The 13,736-nt window shown below is 58.7% G+C and carries 17 protein-coding genes; 8 read left to right on the forward strand and 9 right to left on the reverse strand.

Annotated elements, in window-relative coordinates; genetic code table 11:
- Positions 1–4: 4 nt before the first annotated feature.
- The 7 genes from HF257_RS05680 to HF257_RS05710 form a co-directional block, all read right to left on the reverse strand.
- A complete protein-coding gene (locus HF257_RS05680; protein WP_185712042.1) occupies positions 5–1,114 on the reverse strand; it encodes a DUF2586 domain-containing protein in 1,110 nt (369 codons plus the stop codon).
- Positions 1,115–1,125: 11 nt separating this feature from the next.
- Positions 1,126–1,806, reverse strand: coding sequence for a phage virion morphogenesis protein (locus HF257_RS05685; protein WP_185712043.1), 681 nt, complete (start codon positions 1,804–1,806; stop codon positions 1,126–1,128).
- Positions 1,796–2,239: a phage tail protein gene (locus HF257_RS05690; protein WP_185712044.1), complete on the reverse strand. Its 444-nt coding sequence runs from the start codon at positions 2,237–2,239 to the stop codon at positions 1,796–1,798. The genes HF257_RS05685 and HF257_RS05690 overlap by 11 nt, the downstream gene beginning before the upstream one ends.
- Positions 2,236–2,697 (reverse strand): head completion/stabilization protein, encoded by a 462-nt coding sequence (locus tag HF257_RS05695; protein WP_185712045.1) that lies wholly within the window; start codon positions 2,695–2,697, stop codon positions 2,236–2,238. The genes HF257_RS05690 and HF257_RS05695 overlap by 4 nt, the downstream gene beginning before the upstream one ends.
- 97 nt (positions 2,698–2,794) lie before the next feature.
- Positions 2,795–3,520 (reverse strand): phage terminase small subunit, encoded by a 726-nt coding sequence (gene gpM, locus HF257_RS05700; RefSeq protein ID WP_185712046.1) that lies wholly within the window; start codon positions 3,518–3,520, stop codon positions 2,795–2,797.
- Entirely contained in the window at positions 3,517–4,536 is a 1,020-nt protein-coding gene (locus HF257_RS05705; RefSeq protein WP_185712047.1) for a phage major capsid protein, P2 family, read from the reverse strand. The genes gpM and HF257_RS05705 overlap by 4 nt, the downstream gene beginning before the upstream one ends.
- A 1-nt stretch (position 4,537) precedes the next feature.
- A complete protein-coding gene (locus HF257_RS05710; protein ID WP_185712048.1) occupies positions 4,538–5,458 on the reverse strand; it encodes a GPO family capsid scaffolding protein in 921 nt (306 codons plus the stop codon).
- A gap of 161 nt (positions 5,459–5,619) precedes the next feature.
- On the opposite strand from HF257_RS05710, the gene HF257_RS05715 reads away from it, so the two are divergent.
- From HF257_RS05715 to HF257_RS05725, 3 genes are all read left to right on the forward strand, one after another.
- A complete protein-coding gene (locus HF257_RS05715; protein ID WP_185712049.1) occupies positions 5,620–7,671 on the forward strand; it encodes a terminase large subunit domain-containing protein in 2,052 nt (683 codons plus the stop codon).
- Positions 7,583–8,461 carry a phage portal protein gene (locus HF257_RS05720; protein WP_185712074.1) on the forward strand — a complete coding sequence of 293 codons (879 nt, stop codon included), beginning with the start codon at positions 7,583–7,585 and terminating at the stop codon, positions 8,459–8,461. The genes HF257_RS05715 and HF257_RS05720 overlap by 89 nt, the downstream gene beginning before the upstream one ends.
- A 65-nt stretch (positions 8,462–8,526) precedes the next feature.
- Positions 8,527–8,775 carry an ogr/Delta-like zinc finger family protein gene (locus HF257_RS05725; RefSeq protein WP_185712050.1) on the forward strand — a complete coding sequence of 83 codons (249 nt, stop codon included), beginning with the start codon at positions 8,527–8,529 and terminating at the stop codon, positions 8,773–8,775.
- Positions 8,776–8,860: 85 nt separating this feature from the next.
- Here HF257_RS05725 and HF257_RS05730 read toward each other — a convergent pair whose 3' ends face one another.
- Both HF257_RS05730 and HF257_RS05735 read right to left on the reverse strand, forming a co-directional pair.
- Positions 8,861–9,037, reverse strand: a complete 177-nt coding sequence (locus HF257_RS05730) for a hypothetical protein (protein ID WP_185712051.1) — start codon at positions 9,035–9,037, stop codon at positions 8,861–8,863.
- Between the two features lie 100 nt (positions 9,038–9,137).
- The gene (locus HF257_RS05735; protein ID WP_185712075.1) at positions 9,138–9,485 is read right to left on the reverse strand and encodes a helix-turn-helix domain-containing protein; all 348 of its coding nucleotides are present in this window, start codon (positions 9,483–9,485) and stop codon (positions 9,138–9,140) included.
- A 92-nt stretch (positions 9,486–9,577) separates the two neighbouring features.
- On the opposite strand from HF257_RS05735, the gene HF257_RS05740 reads away from it, so the two are divergent.
- From HF257_RS05740 to HF257_RS05760, 5 genes are all read left to right on the forward strand, one after another.
- Positions 9,578–9,778, forward strand: coding sequence for a DNA-binding protein (locus HF257_RS05740; protein ID WP_178963362.1), 201 nt, complete (start codon positions 9,578–9,580; stop codon positions 9,776–9,778).
- 29 nt (positions 9,779–9,807) lie between these two features.
- On the forward strand, positions 9,808–10,287 hold the full coding sequence (locus HF257_RS05745) for a YmfL family putative regulatory protein (RefSeq protein ID WP_332872294.1): 480 nt from the start codon (positions 9,808–9,810) through the stop codon (positions 10,285–10,287).
- Positions 10,284–10,649 (forward strand): hypothetical protein, encoded by a 366-nt coding sequence (locus HF257_RS05750; protein ID WP_185712053.1) that lies wholly within the window; start codon positions 10,284–10,286, stop codon positions 10,647–10,649. Before HF257_RS05745 ends, HF257_RS05750 begins: the two co-directional genes overlap by 4 nt.
- Before the next feature lie 73 nt (positions 10,650–10,722).
- A complete protein-coding gene (locus HF257_RS05755) occupies positions 10,723–10,956 on the forward strand; it encodes a hypothetical protein (protein WP_185712054.1) in 234 nt (77 codons plus the stop codon).
- Positions 10,957–10,964: 8 nt separating this feature from the next.
- Complete coding sequence (locus HF257_RS05760) at positions 10,965–13,667, forward strand: toprim domain-containing protein (protein ID WP_408635613.1); 2,703 nt, start codon at positions 10,965–10,967, stop codon at positions 13,665–13,667.
- The last annotated feature ends 69 nt before the right edge of the window (positions 13,668–13,736 follow it).

Raw genomic sequence — 13,736 nt, forward strand, 5'->3', positions numbered from 1 at the left:
ACTCCTAATCGTCGTTGGAAAGGTCCAGGGCGATGTTCGCCGTGAGGTCTTTAGGGCAGTTGAGCGGGGTGATCTTGATGTACACCTCCACCTTGGTTTTGCTCAGCCACACCAGGACGATGTCGCCGTCCTTGGGCGCAAGGATCTCGCCTGGGAACACCTGGCCAGCAAAGGTCGCGGACTTGGCCATCGCACGCAGCGGGGCCATCAGCGCGCTGACGGCAGCGGCCATGCTGTTGGGGGAGTTGTTCAAGCGCCGATCGGCAACGCGGCGAATCAGCAGTGGGCGCACCTGGCGAGCGGCCTTGTCGGCCAAACGCAAGTACTCGACTACCTGGAAGTCGCTCGCCGGCGCATCGAGCATGTTGCCGTCGCCCCAGTACACGCCCGGGTAATCGGGGTAGGTCTGCGAGACGGAGAAGCGCGCATTGTCCAGCTCGGCACGGATCGCCGATGGCAACGGGATGTTTTCAGAGTCGGTCGGCACGGGCCCCAGGCCCAACAGTGAGCCGCTGGCTACACGCATCGGGCTGTCGGCAATGCTCACGGCGGCATTCGCTAAGCGACCTGCCAGCACGCCCAGGTCATTGCCGTGCAACTGAGGCACGACCAGTACACGCGGGGCCAACAGGTCTTTGGTGATCGCCTTTTGCTCGACCAGGTAGTCCGACCAGGTCTTGGCGGCAGCGATGCCGGCAGACGCTGCCATCACAAAGACACGACGGCCATAGGTGCTATTCAATTCCACGGCGGCGTCATGCATCGCCGACAGTTCGGTACCACTGTTCACCGGTGTTGTGATCACCGCAGCTTCGATGGAATAGCCCTGTTGCTGGGCGGTTTCCAGGGCGATCGCCCATGTCCCATCTGCGCCGATCGGAGCCGCCAGACACGACCAGCGATCGCCGCCATTGAGGCGTGCGGACTTGACCTGGGTTTTCAGGTCGCTGTCCGGGATGCCCAGTTGGGCGTCCAGATCGCTGTCGGTGTTGAGCGGGATCAATTTGCCGGCGTTTTTCGGACCGGCGCCGATGAACAGAAAATAGCGCTCGATCTCAGTCACGCCACCTTGGCCCAGATTGAGATTGTTAACGCTGACTTTGCCAAGTGCCATGCTGTGCCTCGTTAGCGGGGTGAATTAAGGATTTGCTGCAGCACCTGGTTCACCAGTTCGCTGGTGTCACGTTCGCTGCTAACACCGATGAACTGGCGTTTGGGCAGGGTGATGTCCCAACTCTGTGCGCCAGTGGATTCGGTTTTTTCGTCGTTCAAAATGCGGATCAACAAGCCGGCCTGGGCGTAGTTAACGTGGTCTTGAATCCAACCCATCGACGGCCTGGTCAGGCTTTTTTTACCCTTCTGCCGGGTGCGAAAACCCAAGCGGCGCAAGCGCTTGGCCTGTTTGTCGGTGCAAGCAGTGCCAGCGGGCACCTTGTTCCAGCGCTTCATCTGCGCAGCCGTACGCCGCTCGCTGACACCGTTGTGTTGCTGGGCGGCGACCCACCTGGTGAGCGCGTTACGCCAGCCCAGCTCGGCTTCATCAGCGCTCAGCCGGGTGACCTCCATCAGTTTGGCCAGGCCGGACTCCATCTTCTTTTTGCCTTTGCCCGAACCCTTGCGGGCCTCGAAAGGCGAGCCGTCCAGGTTCTGCTGGTCACGCACACGCTTACGGCCCATGGTCCGCACACGCTTGGAGACGTTGTTCAGCAGGCGCCGGCGTAACTGCGGCGGCAGGCTCAGCAGCGCCAACTGCTCACGCACGCCTAGGTAGCCGCGTGCGTCCAGCTCCAGGGTGCTACGCGCCATGGCTGCGGACCTCGCCGTGTTCTGCTGTCCACAGCACGTACGGGATCAGTCCGTACTGCTTGCTGCCGACCTTGATCGGGCCGTCTGGATCCTCGGTCAGGTATTGGCCTTCCTGGAATTCCAGCGTTAGCTCGACATCGAACAGATCGTTGTCCAGCGGCTCCACAGTGAAGTTGGGCGCCGGCAAGTCGTCTCGATCGGGATCAAAGGTTTCAAGCCACGCCCCAACAAGGGCCATCAGCAGCACCGGGTTTTCGGCGAACCGCTCCATCACGATGACGGCGCGGTAACGCATGTCACCCATGTGCATACCGCTTTTCCCGGGCTTCCAGATAAGGTCCAGGGTCACCTGCTCGGTGAAGCTGTCCAACTGTTCCGGGGGCACCAGGTTCTGTTCGATGAGGTACGCCGTCAGGGCTCGCAACTTGTTCACTGCAAAGACGCCGTGATGCGACCACGACCCTGCAGAGCGCGCACGGCCTGCTGGCTGAAAGCGAGGAAGGTTTCCGCCCGCTCCGGGGCTTCCTTGCCGGTGTTCTCGGCGCTTTCCCTGCGCGTAACCGTGGCGAACTGTGGCAACAGATTGGCCTTAGTGCGGCAATACACGGCGCGCTTGTAAAGCTTCACCTTGAATGCACGCTCCTGTAGCAGCACCGTGTCTGCTGCCTCAACGTTGTTGATGCCGAAGGCCTGCCACCGGGCCTTGCACTTGGCCAGGTCACCGTTGACCTCGATCATGGCCACGGCCAGATCACCGCCCAGCAGCTCTACCAAGTACTCCGCCGGCAGGCGGTATTCCTTCTGGAATTCGGACAGGGAGAGGTTCGGCCAAAAACCGTCGTTCTCGATTGTCTGTTCCACAAAGGTGGTGGGTTTCCCGGAAAAGCTCATTGCTGGGCGCTCAAATAGGGCGGGGAGCCTGTTTTCAGTGGGACGGTCCATAAATGGGCGGCTCACTTCCACAAGTCCCCGCTGGGGGGGTAGTTGGTTATTCGGTGGCCGGGTTAGCGGCCGCTTGTTTTGCCAGGGCCTTGCGGACCTTTTCGATACGGGTGTCGTTGCCGGCCTGGGCGTACAGCTCGGTCGAACGCTCCAAGTGCTTGAGCGCGGTTTCCAGCAGCCCGGCTTCCAGGGCACGAATCCCAATCAACTTGTGGTACTTGCTCGGGATCTGCTCCGTGAGCTGCCACTCACCGTCAACCAGCGGCAGCAGGTCGGAGAGGTAAGGCTCCGGGCTGCGGCTTGCTTTGTATTCGGCGTAGGCCCACTCGCACACGGCGTCGGCCACAAAGGTCTGGATGTCGCGGCGCTTGAAACGCTCCGGCATCTGCTGGCCCTGCTCGATCAGGAAGTCGGCCAGCTCCAGGGCGTCATCGAACTGGGCGGTATCGAACAGCCAGACCATCACCTGCACCGCAACACGGTTCGGGAAGTTCAACCCCGACTCGCAGTAACGCTGGACGTACTCTTGATACTTGGGCAGCAGCTCGTCGCGCTTGAGGGCCTGGCGTCCGGCCAGGCCGTTGATTGCGCTGATGCGCTCCAGGTCCTGATCCAGTGCGGCTTCCTGCAGCAGCAAGTGCTTTCGCGCATTGGCGGGGCTGCTCAGGGCTTCCGCCGGCGAGTAAGGAAGAGCTGCGGAGGCGGCAGCCGCCGTAATGGCGGCGCTTCCCAGTGCGATGGTGCGCCGCTTGTGCGCAAGGGCCAGACTCACGCCAGAAGCTCCACGTTTTCGGTCATGGCGAACTTTTCCAGTTGCTCGATCACATAACCTTCATTGCGGCTGTTGTAGTCCTCAACGCGGGAGCGCTTTGGATTGTCGACGGTCTGCTTGCGCCAGCTGGAGTCCTGGAAGTAGATCGAAAGGTTGTCCCAACTGGTGACGACCACGCCGTTGACCGGGAAGAACGGCACGCTAAAGCTCGGCAGGCCGCCGTAGGTGGCGATTACCTGGGCTTCTTCGATGCGCTCTTTTTCGGTCGGGGTGTCGCCCTGCTTCGAATACAGCTTGGCCTTGTCAGCGGCCAGCAGGTCGGTGCCGATGATCGCGATCAGGTCGCCGGCGTCGCGCAGACGCTCGTCCACCAGTTGCTTGGTGTCGTGCACCAGAGCATCGAGGTTGGCATAGTCGCCACCAGCGCCGAGGGTTACCTTGCCGGCGTCCTTGCCTTCCTTGAGGACCTGGGCCGGGATCTGTTCCCGGGCCTGTTGCAGCCAGCCTTTGTTGACGTCCTGCAGCATCGGGTATTTATCGATGTCGGTCTGCACGGCAGCATGGGTGCCGTGGAAGCCGACCATAATGCGGTCCAGCGCGATCTGTTTCTGCACAGCTGCGGAGTAACGCTGATGGAAGTCCGGGAATTTGGCCCAGGCATCGATCTTGGCGTAAGGCAGGCCCACATCGGACTCGGTCGACGACAGCTCGTAGGTGTCCTGATCCAGCGACGACGCATCTTTGGCTTCGCGATCGGTGGTCTTGGTGTTGGTGCGGCCTGTGACCGGCCCCGACACGCCAATGAAGACCTTCTGGCCTTTGATCTCGGTCACCGGAATGACGTTGATCCGCTCCAGGAAGTCCGACTTAGCCGTGATGGCGTCGTTCAGCTCTTGGGCAATGGTCGGGTCGACGCTGAACATCTTGGTAGCCAGGTCGACGCCATAGCTTTCCGCGATGGCGAGTTGTAGCTCCGCGAACATTTGGGCGCCGAAGGCGCTCAGTGAATAGGCCATGTTAGAGCACCCGCTTTTTGACGGTGGTTACCGGGCCCGGGTTGCGCGGCAACTGGCGACCGGCGGAGGTGTTCTGCAGTGCGGTGAATTGCTTCTGCAGAGCGTCCAGCTTCGCCAGCACGGACTGATTGCCCTTCCCTTTGCGGCGGAACTCGCGCTCTTCCTCGGCCGTGGCCACGATGTCATCCACGGCAGTGCTGACATCATCGATCAGGTCCTGGTCAGGCTCGGGGGCGTCTGCGGCGGCAGGCTCAATGACAGCCTGGAGGCCGGCAGCGACAACCAGCAGCTGCGCCACCAGGGCCGTCAAAGCCGTTGCTGTAGCTTCATCCATTGGGGGTTTGCTCTCTGTGTTGGGTGGAGTGGTTTCGGTGGGCAGGGATTCGGCGGCGAAACGCTTGAAAAAACCGGTCAGAGCATTGATCAGGCCGGTTTCGGCGCTGGCCTGGCTGTCGTCCTGCAGGCGGCCGAGTTCGACCGAGGCGGCGTAGTACGATGCACGGGTGTTCTTGTGGGAGAAGTAGAGTTCCTGGGTGCCCACACTGGCCGGCTGATCGGTGACTCCCATGCCAGTGAGGTAGGCTTTGCCCTTGCCACGGAAGTCCGGAGTGATCTCGATGCTGGTGAACAGCTTCTGGCCCTGATCATTCAGGTACAGCAGCCGGTCGTTGGGCTTCAATTGAGCTTCCAACGCGACTTCGCCCGGCTCCAGGTCGTCGGCTTCTTCCACCAGTCGCACCGCATAGACGGTGCCATGGGAGCCTGGCCAGCGTTCGTGATCGCACCAGATCACCGCCGTGTAGAACGACGGCTTGTAGGTTTCAGCGATATCGCGCAGTTCCTGGGGAAGGATCACGCGCCCATCAACGGTGGCTCCGCTGGTGGCGACACGTTTCCAGAACGAAACAAGGGAACGGGGCATGGATTTGACTGCGCTCAATCACTGAATGAGCCGCCACGATAGGGAGCCGCCAAGCCCCAAACAAACGATTCAAATGCGCGTTTCTCCTATATTAGCGATATAGGTGGATCACGGAATTTAACCCCGCGTTTCCAGCGTTTTCGCCGCATAGACTGCGGCCCATGTACTACTCGACCGAAGTTAAAGAAGCCGCCAAACGCCTGTTCCTGCGCCGCTGTAAGGCCAAGGAAATTCAGGCGCAGCTCAACCTGCCCAACATCCGGATCGTCTACTACTGGATCCGCCAGGGCGGGTGGGAAGACATGCTGTCGGACGAAGAACCGCTGACCGCCGTGGGCCGGCGAATCACCCTTCTCCTGGACAAAGCCAGCAACCTGACAAAGGACGAGCTCAACGAGCTGGATCGACTGACCACCGTTCGCGAGCGTCTGTTAAAGCAGGCAGCCAAGCCGACGCCGACGCCGATCGGGGAATCTGCCGGCGAGCCCCAGGAGCGTCGCCCGGGGCAGCGCGGCGAGCGTTCCAGTCGTGGCGACGGCGGCGGCAAGAAGCGCGAAAAGAAGGTGAAGAACGATGTCAGCGAGCTGACCGAAGTCGACTTCTTGGATAAGTTCATCAGCAAGATGTACCGCTATCAGCAGGAACTGTTCGCCGCCAAGCAAAACCCGCTGACCTGCCGGATCCGGAACATCCTGAAAAGCCGCCAGGTCGGCCTGACCTACTATTTCGCCGGCGAAGCGTTCATGGACGCGGTGCTTACAGGTGACAACCAGGTCTTTCTCTCCGCCAGCCGCGCCCAGTCCGAAATCTTCCGCAGCTACATCATCGGCTTTGCCCAGGAGTGGTTCGGCATCGAACTGACCGGCAACCCGATCACGCTCAGCAACGGCGCCGAGCTGCGGTTTCTCAGCACCAACAGCAGCACCGCCCAGGGCTACCACGGCCATGTGTACGTGGACGAATACTTCTGGATCCGCGACTTCGAAAAGCTCAGCACCGTGGCCAGCGCCATGGGCACCCACAAGAAGTGGCGTAAAACCTACTTTTCGACGCCCAGCGCCGTATCACACCAGGCCTACCCGTTCTGGTCGGGAGAGGAGTTCCGCAACAGCAAGCGCGGCAAGAAGGCCGGCGGCACCTGGCCCACCGAGGCGTCATATACCCAGGGTGCCCTGTGCCCCGATGGCCAATGGCGCAAGACCATTACCATCGACGACGCTATCGCCGGCGGCTGCGATCTGTTCGACCTGGAACAACTGCAGCTGGAGTACGACGAAGACAAGTTCCAGCAGTTGTTCTACTGCAAGTTCATCGACAGCAGCCAGAGCGCATTCGGCCTCAAGGATCTGGAGCGCTGCTATTCCGACCTGACGTTGTGGGAGGACTACAACCCGGATCTGGATCGTCCATTCGGCAACAGCCCGGTGTGGCTTGGCTACGATCCCAGCCGGACCCGCGACGACGCCACGTGCGTGGTGGTCGCCCCGCCGCTGGAACCCGGGGCGAAATTCCGCATCCTGGAGAAGCACAGCTGGCGGGGGCATTCGTTCACCTACCAGGCCGCCCAGGTCAAAAAGCTTACCGAGCGTTTCAACGTCCAACACATCGGGATCGATATCACCGGCGTGGGCTATGGCGTGTTCGACCTGGTGCGCGACTTCTACGCGAAGGCAACGCCGATTCACTACAGCCTTGAGACCAAAAACACCCTGGTGCTCAAGGCCCAGGACACGATCCAGGGAAGCCGCATCGAGTGGGACGCCGGCTGGACGGACATCGCCCAGGCGTTCCTGACCATCAAGCGCGGCACCACCAACAGCGGCCAGGTCACCTACAGCGCTTCGCGCACAGACGCCACAGGTCACGCCGATATCGCCTGGGCCGTCATGCACGCCCTGGCCAACGAACCCCTGAATACCAACAAGCGGCGCCGTAGCCGCTACGTCACGAGCGGAAACAATGCCCAAACCACGACGCAGAAAGCCCCAAGCCAACCAGCAGGTACGACAGCAGCAGCCCATGCGGGCGTTCACGTTCGGGGAACCCGAACAGGTACTGTCCGGCAACATCGGGGAGTACCTGGGGGTGTTTCCCAGCGACGACGGCGAGATCTACAAGCCACCGGTGTCACGGGCGGGCCTGGCCAAGCTGCTGCGCGCCAACGCGCACCACGGCGCCATTCCGAAGTTCAAACGCAACCTGTTGCTGCGTGAGTTCATTCCATCCGAGGGCTGTAGCACGCAGACCATGGGCCGGGCCGGCCTGGACTACATGGTGTTTGGCGAATCCTATTTCTATCGCGACGCCAACGCCTTCGGCGAGGTCCTGGAGCTGCAGCACCTCCCCGCCATCAACATGCGGGTGAAGGTCGACGGTGGTTTCAGGATGCTGCTGCCAGACAGCAAATTTATGGACTTCGACCAGGACGAAATTGAACACGTCCTGGACTACGACGTGGAACAGAACATCTACGGCGTGCCCGACTACCTGGGCGGGCTGCAGGCGCTGTTGCTCAACGAGGCCGCAACCCTGTTCCGCCGGCGCTACTACAGCAACGGCGCGCACGCGGGCTACATCTTCTACACCAACGACCCGGACCTGACCGAGGAAGACGAAGAGAACCTGCGCGCCCAGATCAGTGCCAGCAAGGGTGTGGGTAACTTCCGCTCGATGTTCGTCAACATCCCCAACGGCAAGGAAAACGCGATCCAGATCATCCCCGTGGGGGACTTTCAGGCCAAGGACGAACTGGAGAAGGTGAAGAACATCACCCGCAATGACGTGATTGCTGCCTGGCGTATGAACCCAGCACTGGCGGGCATCATCCCGGAAAACAGCGGGGGATTTGGCGATATTGAAAAGATCGATCGCGTGTACACCAGCAATGAGATCAGGCCGATCTGTCAGCTGTTCAACCAACTGAACGACACACTACGAAATGATAGGAGAATTAGCTGGCAAGAAGCCGGATCACTAGCTGATAACACTTCATATACGAACTGAAGCAGCTATTACCACTACAAATTGTGGCAAAATAGTGGCTATTGGCTGCCCTGGGGAGGGACACGATGAGAGTTATCTGCAAATGCGGGAACAAGGGCCGGATTGCTTCTAGAGAAGAGCTTTCCCGAGACTTTGCGAAGTTGTATTGCCAGTGCCTGGACGCAACTTGCGGGCACACCTGGGTAGCAAACTTGACGTTTTCGCACACCCTTAGTCCTTCGGCTCAGTCATACGAAAGAATGTTATTCGACCGTTTGAGGGATATGCCCAGGGCGAAACAGCGAGAGCTTTTTGATCAGCTTGGCGCCGCCTGACGAGTCGACAAAGCGCCAGCTATACGGGGGCCGGCGCTAAATTTAAGGTTAAAGGGAAGCGGCCTGAAGCATCAATCCCAGGACATCATTCAATATCAGAAGGCTGTGCAAGGTATCCGGCTATACGCCGAACTTGTTTGCGCTCTTTTTCCGGTACTTGTCGGTACAGCTTTATAAGCCGGACTTCGAGATCCGTCAGCTCTAGCCATTCATGGCCAACCGACCCGCGATAACTGCTTTCAAGTATCTTGCGATCCAACATGCGTACTGCTCCGTTAATGCATTTGCTGAATCGACGGTATTGGGGCAGCCATCGCGTTCTAACGCAGGCATTTCGATGGAGATACGTAAATTGTTACAACTTAATTGGAGCCTTCGTCTGCCTCAGCGGCCATGGACTTAACGATTCGTCGCACAGTTTTTTGATCATCCAAAGGCAAGCGCCTGAACTGCTCGATCAGATCAGCTTCTGCAGGCTCAAGCCCCTGACCAGGTGGTGGAGATCGATGCCCAGAAAGCACGTATCCCGCGTCAACCTTATGTTCCGCCAGCGCCGAAACGTAACGAAGATCCAATGAATTGGCACCTTGCTCGTAATTTTTTTGAGTCCCACGGCTGACTCCTAACAATGTCCCAAAATCAGTTTGATTCAAACCTAAGCGCTCGCGCTCTTCCCTTAGGCGATCACCTACTCCGTCAGCTATGAGCATTTTTTTATTCACCACACTTGACCTGATCAAATATTTGACCAAGAATCACCACAGACAAACAGAAACAACCACAAACGAACAGAGTAGACATGATGCCCGCCACCATTACACCCGAGCAAGCCCGGGCCGCTCTTGATCACAAGGGAGTGAGCATCGCGGAGTTCAGCCGTAAGCATGGGTTGAATAAAAATTTAGTCAGCGACCTATTGAACGGTCGGATCAAAGGTCGCCGGGGGGAGGCACATCGCGCCGCCGTGTTACTCGGTATCAAAGACGGCGTGATTGCACAGTAATGGCCAGGTCTCTGAGGGAACAGCAGAAAATGAAAAGTCAGGTTCTAAAAACACGCCGCGAAGTCGTAAGTGCGATTATTTGCGCCTACGAAGGTGGGCGCGAATGCGCCGCTGCTCGTATTGGCCTGCAGCTTAAGAAGTTCGACAACCACGCCTACGAGAACAACAACTGCCGTCCGCTGACAGATGCGCAGATCTTCCAGCTGGAGCAAGTCACCGGCACGCAGCACTTGGCCAACTACGTCGCATCGATGTACGGCGGCATGTTTGTACCGGTGATCCACCCGGACAGCCTGGACAATGTGGAGATGTATTCACGGGCTATGCAGAGTTCCGCAAAGCAGGGCACGGTCGATCAGATCATTGCCCAAGCGCTTGAGGACGGTGTGATCACCGAGAACGAAGCAGAACTAATCATCAATGCTCACACCCTGCACATGGCTGCACGCACAGCGGAAGTGTATGCCGCCATTGATCTCTATCGCGCCAAATCGGGGAAAGCTCAATGACCGCTCAAACCAACGCCATGGACTACAAGGAATGCATGCAAAGCGCCGCACTGGCGTTCCTTGAGCGTCATCAAGCCGAACACCTTGCCGACCTGTCCGCACTACTCAATCGCACGATCGATCACCTAGTCATCAGTTTCGACGTTACCGAATCGGTTGCAACCAAACTGGTGTCCCTTGCCCACATCGAGCTGACGGAAATCGCTTTCCGCCAGCGCCTGCTCCTGGACTACAGCACCGACACCGTCGTGGTGATCAAGGATCCCGTGAAGGGTCATTGCTGGTCTGTCCCGGTCAGCCTGATTTATGAACGTGTCCTGAACACCCCGGACAACGTGCGTTTGCGCTCCGCAAACTCGTAACACCAACCCAACCAATCGCCTGCCCCACGTCCCATGGGTTTGGGTGAGCTGTGCCCGAAATCGAGGTTTAACGATGGCAAACGCCGTAATTGTCACCACTCAACTGCCCCCGGCCGAGGCCGAGGCGTTGCTGGCCGCGCTGCGTGAACAGTATCGCTTGAGCCTCAACGAACATTGGTACGACGACCAGTTCCGCCTTGTTGCGAACGGTCTGCGCCACGGCGCAATTCTCGCCCACGTCCCTGTGATGGCAGCACAAAAACGCCTTATGGCCGCCCTCTCTCATAGCCTAAAGGCAGCGAAATAATGTCCACAATGAAAGATGATATCCGCGCCCAAGTCATCGAGCGGTTGCAGTTCGATTTCGACTTGAAGGTCCGTACCGGCTCCAACTACATGCGCGGCGGCACCTGCCCAAAATGCAAAAAGAAAGAGCTGTACGCCCGCCACGACAACCCTTGGCAGATCCGCTGTGGCCGGCCTGAACGCTGTGGCCACATCGAGCATGTCAAGGATCTGTACGACGACCTGTTCGAGGACTGGAGCAAGCGCGCACCGGCAACAGAAAACGATCCGACGGTAACGGCGCGTACATACCTGGAGTTTGCACGCGGTTTCGACATAGGGACGTTGACCGGCTGGTTCACCCAGGAAAACTACGTAAACCACGAAACGGGCGAATCCAGCGCCACGATTCGGTTTCCGCTACCAAACGAGGGCTATTGGGAAAGGCTGATTGATCGGCCCGCTCGCTTCGGCAAGATGAAGGCTCGCTTCAAGCCCAAGTACAGCGCCCTGGGTCACTGGTGGTGCCCTCCGACTGTCGACTTGGCCACCGTTAAGGAGCTGTGGATCGTTGAGGGGATCTTTGATGCCGTTGCCTTGCTGCACAACGGGATCGATGCTGTGTCCGCGATGTCGAGCGTCAGCTATCCCGCGAACGCCCTGGAGCAACTGGCAGAACAACGTAAAGGCAACCTCCCGCGCCTGGTATGGGCTCTGGACAATGAGCCGGCGGCCCGCGGCTACCTGCAGCGCTGGGTAAAGATGTCCCGCCAGCTTGGATTCAGCTGTGCCGCTGCCCTGATTCCACAACGCGATGGCCGCAAGGTTGACTGGAACGACCAGCATCAGCGCTGGAGCTTTGAAGAAGCTGACAAGCGCGATCAGCGCCGCAGCCGTGACCTTGAAATCGCACGCCATGAAGGTGACCTGCTATTGGCACCGTCGCCACGCGATAAGGCCATCCTGATGTACACCTGGGAGGACGCCACATCCGAATTCCACTTTGAGTTCGGGAGCAAGATGTACTGGGCGAAGTTCGACCTGTCGAAACTGGAAGATGAACAGCGCGCTCTTCTCAACAGCGACGATCACGACGACCAACAGCTAAACGATCGGCAGGCACGCAACAAAGTGCTGGAGTCCGTCTGCGGACTAAAACTGATCGCCAACTGTAATTTCCAGGCTCTGTATAAGCAGGTAAACGAAGTCACCGGCGACGCCTGGTTCTATTTCCAAGTGGATACTCCCAGCGACAATGCACCCGAAAAACACACGTTTACCCCTAAGCAGATCTCCTCCAGTAGCGAATTCAAGGCCCGCCTGATGAACGCTAGCGCGAGCTGGCTCGGCACACAAAAGCATCTGGACCAGATCATCGTCCGTCAGACGGAACGCTTGAAAACCGTCGAGACAATCGACTTCCTCGGATACAGCAAAGAGCACAAGGCATACATCTTCAACGACATCGCGGTACAGGCCGGGAACGTCTACAAGGCCAACGACGAAGACTACTTTGAATTTGGCCAGGTTCGCGTCAAGTGCCTGATGAAGTCGATCAAAATCAACATGGCAAGTGCTTCGAAAGGCTACCGCGACGACTGGTTGCCCAACCTCTGGTTGTGCTTCGGGGAGAAAGGCCTGGTAGCGCTGACATACTGGTTCGGCTCCCTGTTCGCGGAGCAGATCCGTGCCGACTACGAAAGTTTTCCATTCCTGGAAATGTCTGGCGAACCCGACTCAGGCAAAACCACGCTGATCAAATTCCTCTGGAAATTGTTCGGTCGCCTCTATGAGGGTTTCGACCCGGCCAAGGGCTCTATTTCCGGTCGAAGCCGAGCAATGGGCCAGGTATCGAACATCCCACTGGTATTGCTTGAGGCCGACCGTAACACCGATGCAGAGAATGCGAAGTCGTTCGAATGGGATGAATTCAAGGACTACTACGGCGGCGGTCTGCTGCGGACACGTGGGGTGAAAAACAACAGCAACGACACCTACGAGCCCCCATTCCGTGCGTCCATCGTCATCGCGCAGAACGCCGGTGTGTCGGGCCATGAAGCGATTCTGAGCCGGATTACGAAACTGTACTTCGCGAAGCCCAACATCACCGAAGAAAGCCGCAAAGCAGCGGACGCCTTGGTGCAGACCGAGGTGGGCGACGTCAGCCACTTCATGGTCAAGGCGATGAAGGCTGAACCGCAGGTCATGAAACGGTTTGCGGAGGCCTACCCAAAGTACCGGGCCGAATTGTGGGCCAGTAAAAAACTCTCATCCGATCGAATCATCCGCAACCACAGCATGTTGCTTGCCCTGGTCGACTGTCTGCAGCTCGTACTGCAGGTGCCTGATCACATGGTGCGCGAAACACGCAAATACATCACAGGGATGGCCAACGATCGCCAGGCGGCCATCACCACCGACCCACAAGAACTGAACGACTTCTGGCAGGTGTACGACTACCTAGAAACTCTCCCGGGTAGCCCGCTGGTCAACCACAGCAAAAACCCTTGCGTCATCGCCATCAACCTCAACCAGTTTGCCGAGGTCGCTCACGAACACCGCCAGCGTATCCCCGACCTTGCCACACTGCGCCGGATGCTCAAGGACGGAAGGACCCACAAGCTGATCGATGCCAGCAAACCCACCGAAAGTGCTATTCGCGCAAACCTGCAGGCGCGTACCCCACTGCAACCGGTGCCGCAGTCAGTCCGGTGCTGGCACTTTAAGGTTTGAGGTGCACGACATTCAGCGTCACCGACCCAATAGATCCAGCAGTTTGCATCCCAACTTCTAACAACAATG

This window comes from Pseudomonas cremoris (assembly GCF_014230465.1).

Coding starts and splice junctions, on each gene's coding strand:
- HF257_RS05685 (WP_185712043.1), bottom strand. CDS start 1,806: ATGGCGCGTAGCACCCTGGAGCTGGACGCACGCGGCTACCTAGGCGTG.
- HF257_RS05750 (WP_185712053.1), top strand. CDS start 10,284: ATGACCGCTCAAACCAACGCCATGGACTACAAGGAATGCATGCAAAGC.
- HF257_RS05740 (WP_178963362.1), top strand. CDS start 9,578: ATGCCCGCCACCATTACACCCGAGCAAGCCCGGGCCGCTCTTGATCAC.
- HF257_RS05745 (WP_332872294.1), top strand. CDS start 9,808: ATGAAAAGTCAGGTTCTAAAAACACGCCGCGAAGTCGTAAGTGCGATT.
- HF257_RS05705 (WP_185712047.1), bottom strand. CDS start 4,536: ATGGCCTATTCACTGAGCGCCTTCGGCGCCCAAATGTTCGCGGAGCTA.
- HF257_RS05725 (WP_185712050.1), top strand. CDS start 8,527: ATGAGAGTTATCTGCAAATGCGGGAACAAGGGCCGGATTGCTTCTAGA.
- HF257_RS05755 (WP_185712054.1), top strand. CDS start 10,723: ATGGCAAACGCCGTAATTGTCACCACTCAACTGCCCCCGGCCGAGGCC.
- HF257_RS05760 (WP_408635613.1), top strand. CDS start 10,965: ATGAAAGATGATATCCGCGCCCAAGTCATCGAGCGGTTGCAGTTCGAT.
- HF257_RS05680 (WP_185712042.1), bottom strand. CDS start 1,114: ATGGCACTTGGCAAAGTCAGCGTTAACAATCTCAATCTGGGCCAAGGT.
- HF257_RS05710 (WP_185712048.1), bottom strand. CDS start 5,458: ATGCCCCGTTCCCTTGTTTCGTTCTGGAAACGTGTCGCCACCAGCGGA.
- HF257_RS05715 (WP_185712049.1), top strand. CDS start 5,620: ATGTACTACTCGACCGAAGTTAAAGAAGCCGCCAAACGCCTGTTCCTG.
- HF257_RS05730 (WP_185712051.1), bottom strand. CDS start 9,037: ATGTTGGATCGCAAGATACTTGAAAGCAGTTATCGCGGGTCGGTTGGC.
- HF257_RS05735 (WP_185712075.1), bottom strand. CDS start 9,485: ATGCTCATAGCTGACGGAGTAGGTGATCGCCTAAGGGAAGAGCGCGAG.
- HF257_RS05695 (WP_185712045.1), bottom strand. CDS start 2,697: ATGAGCTTTTCCGGGAAACCCACCACCTTTGTGGAACAGACAATCGAG.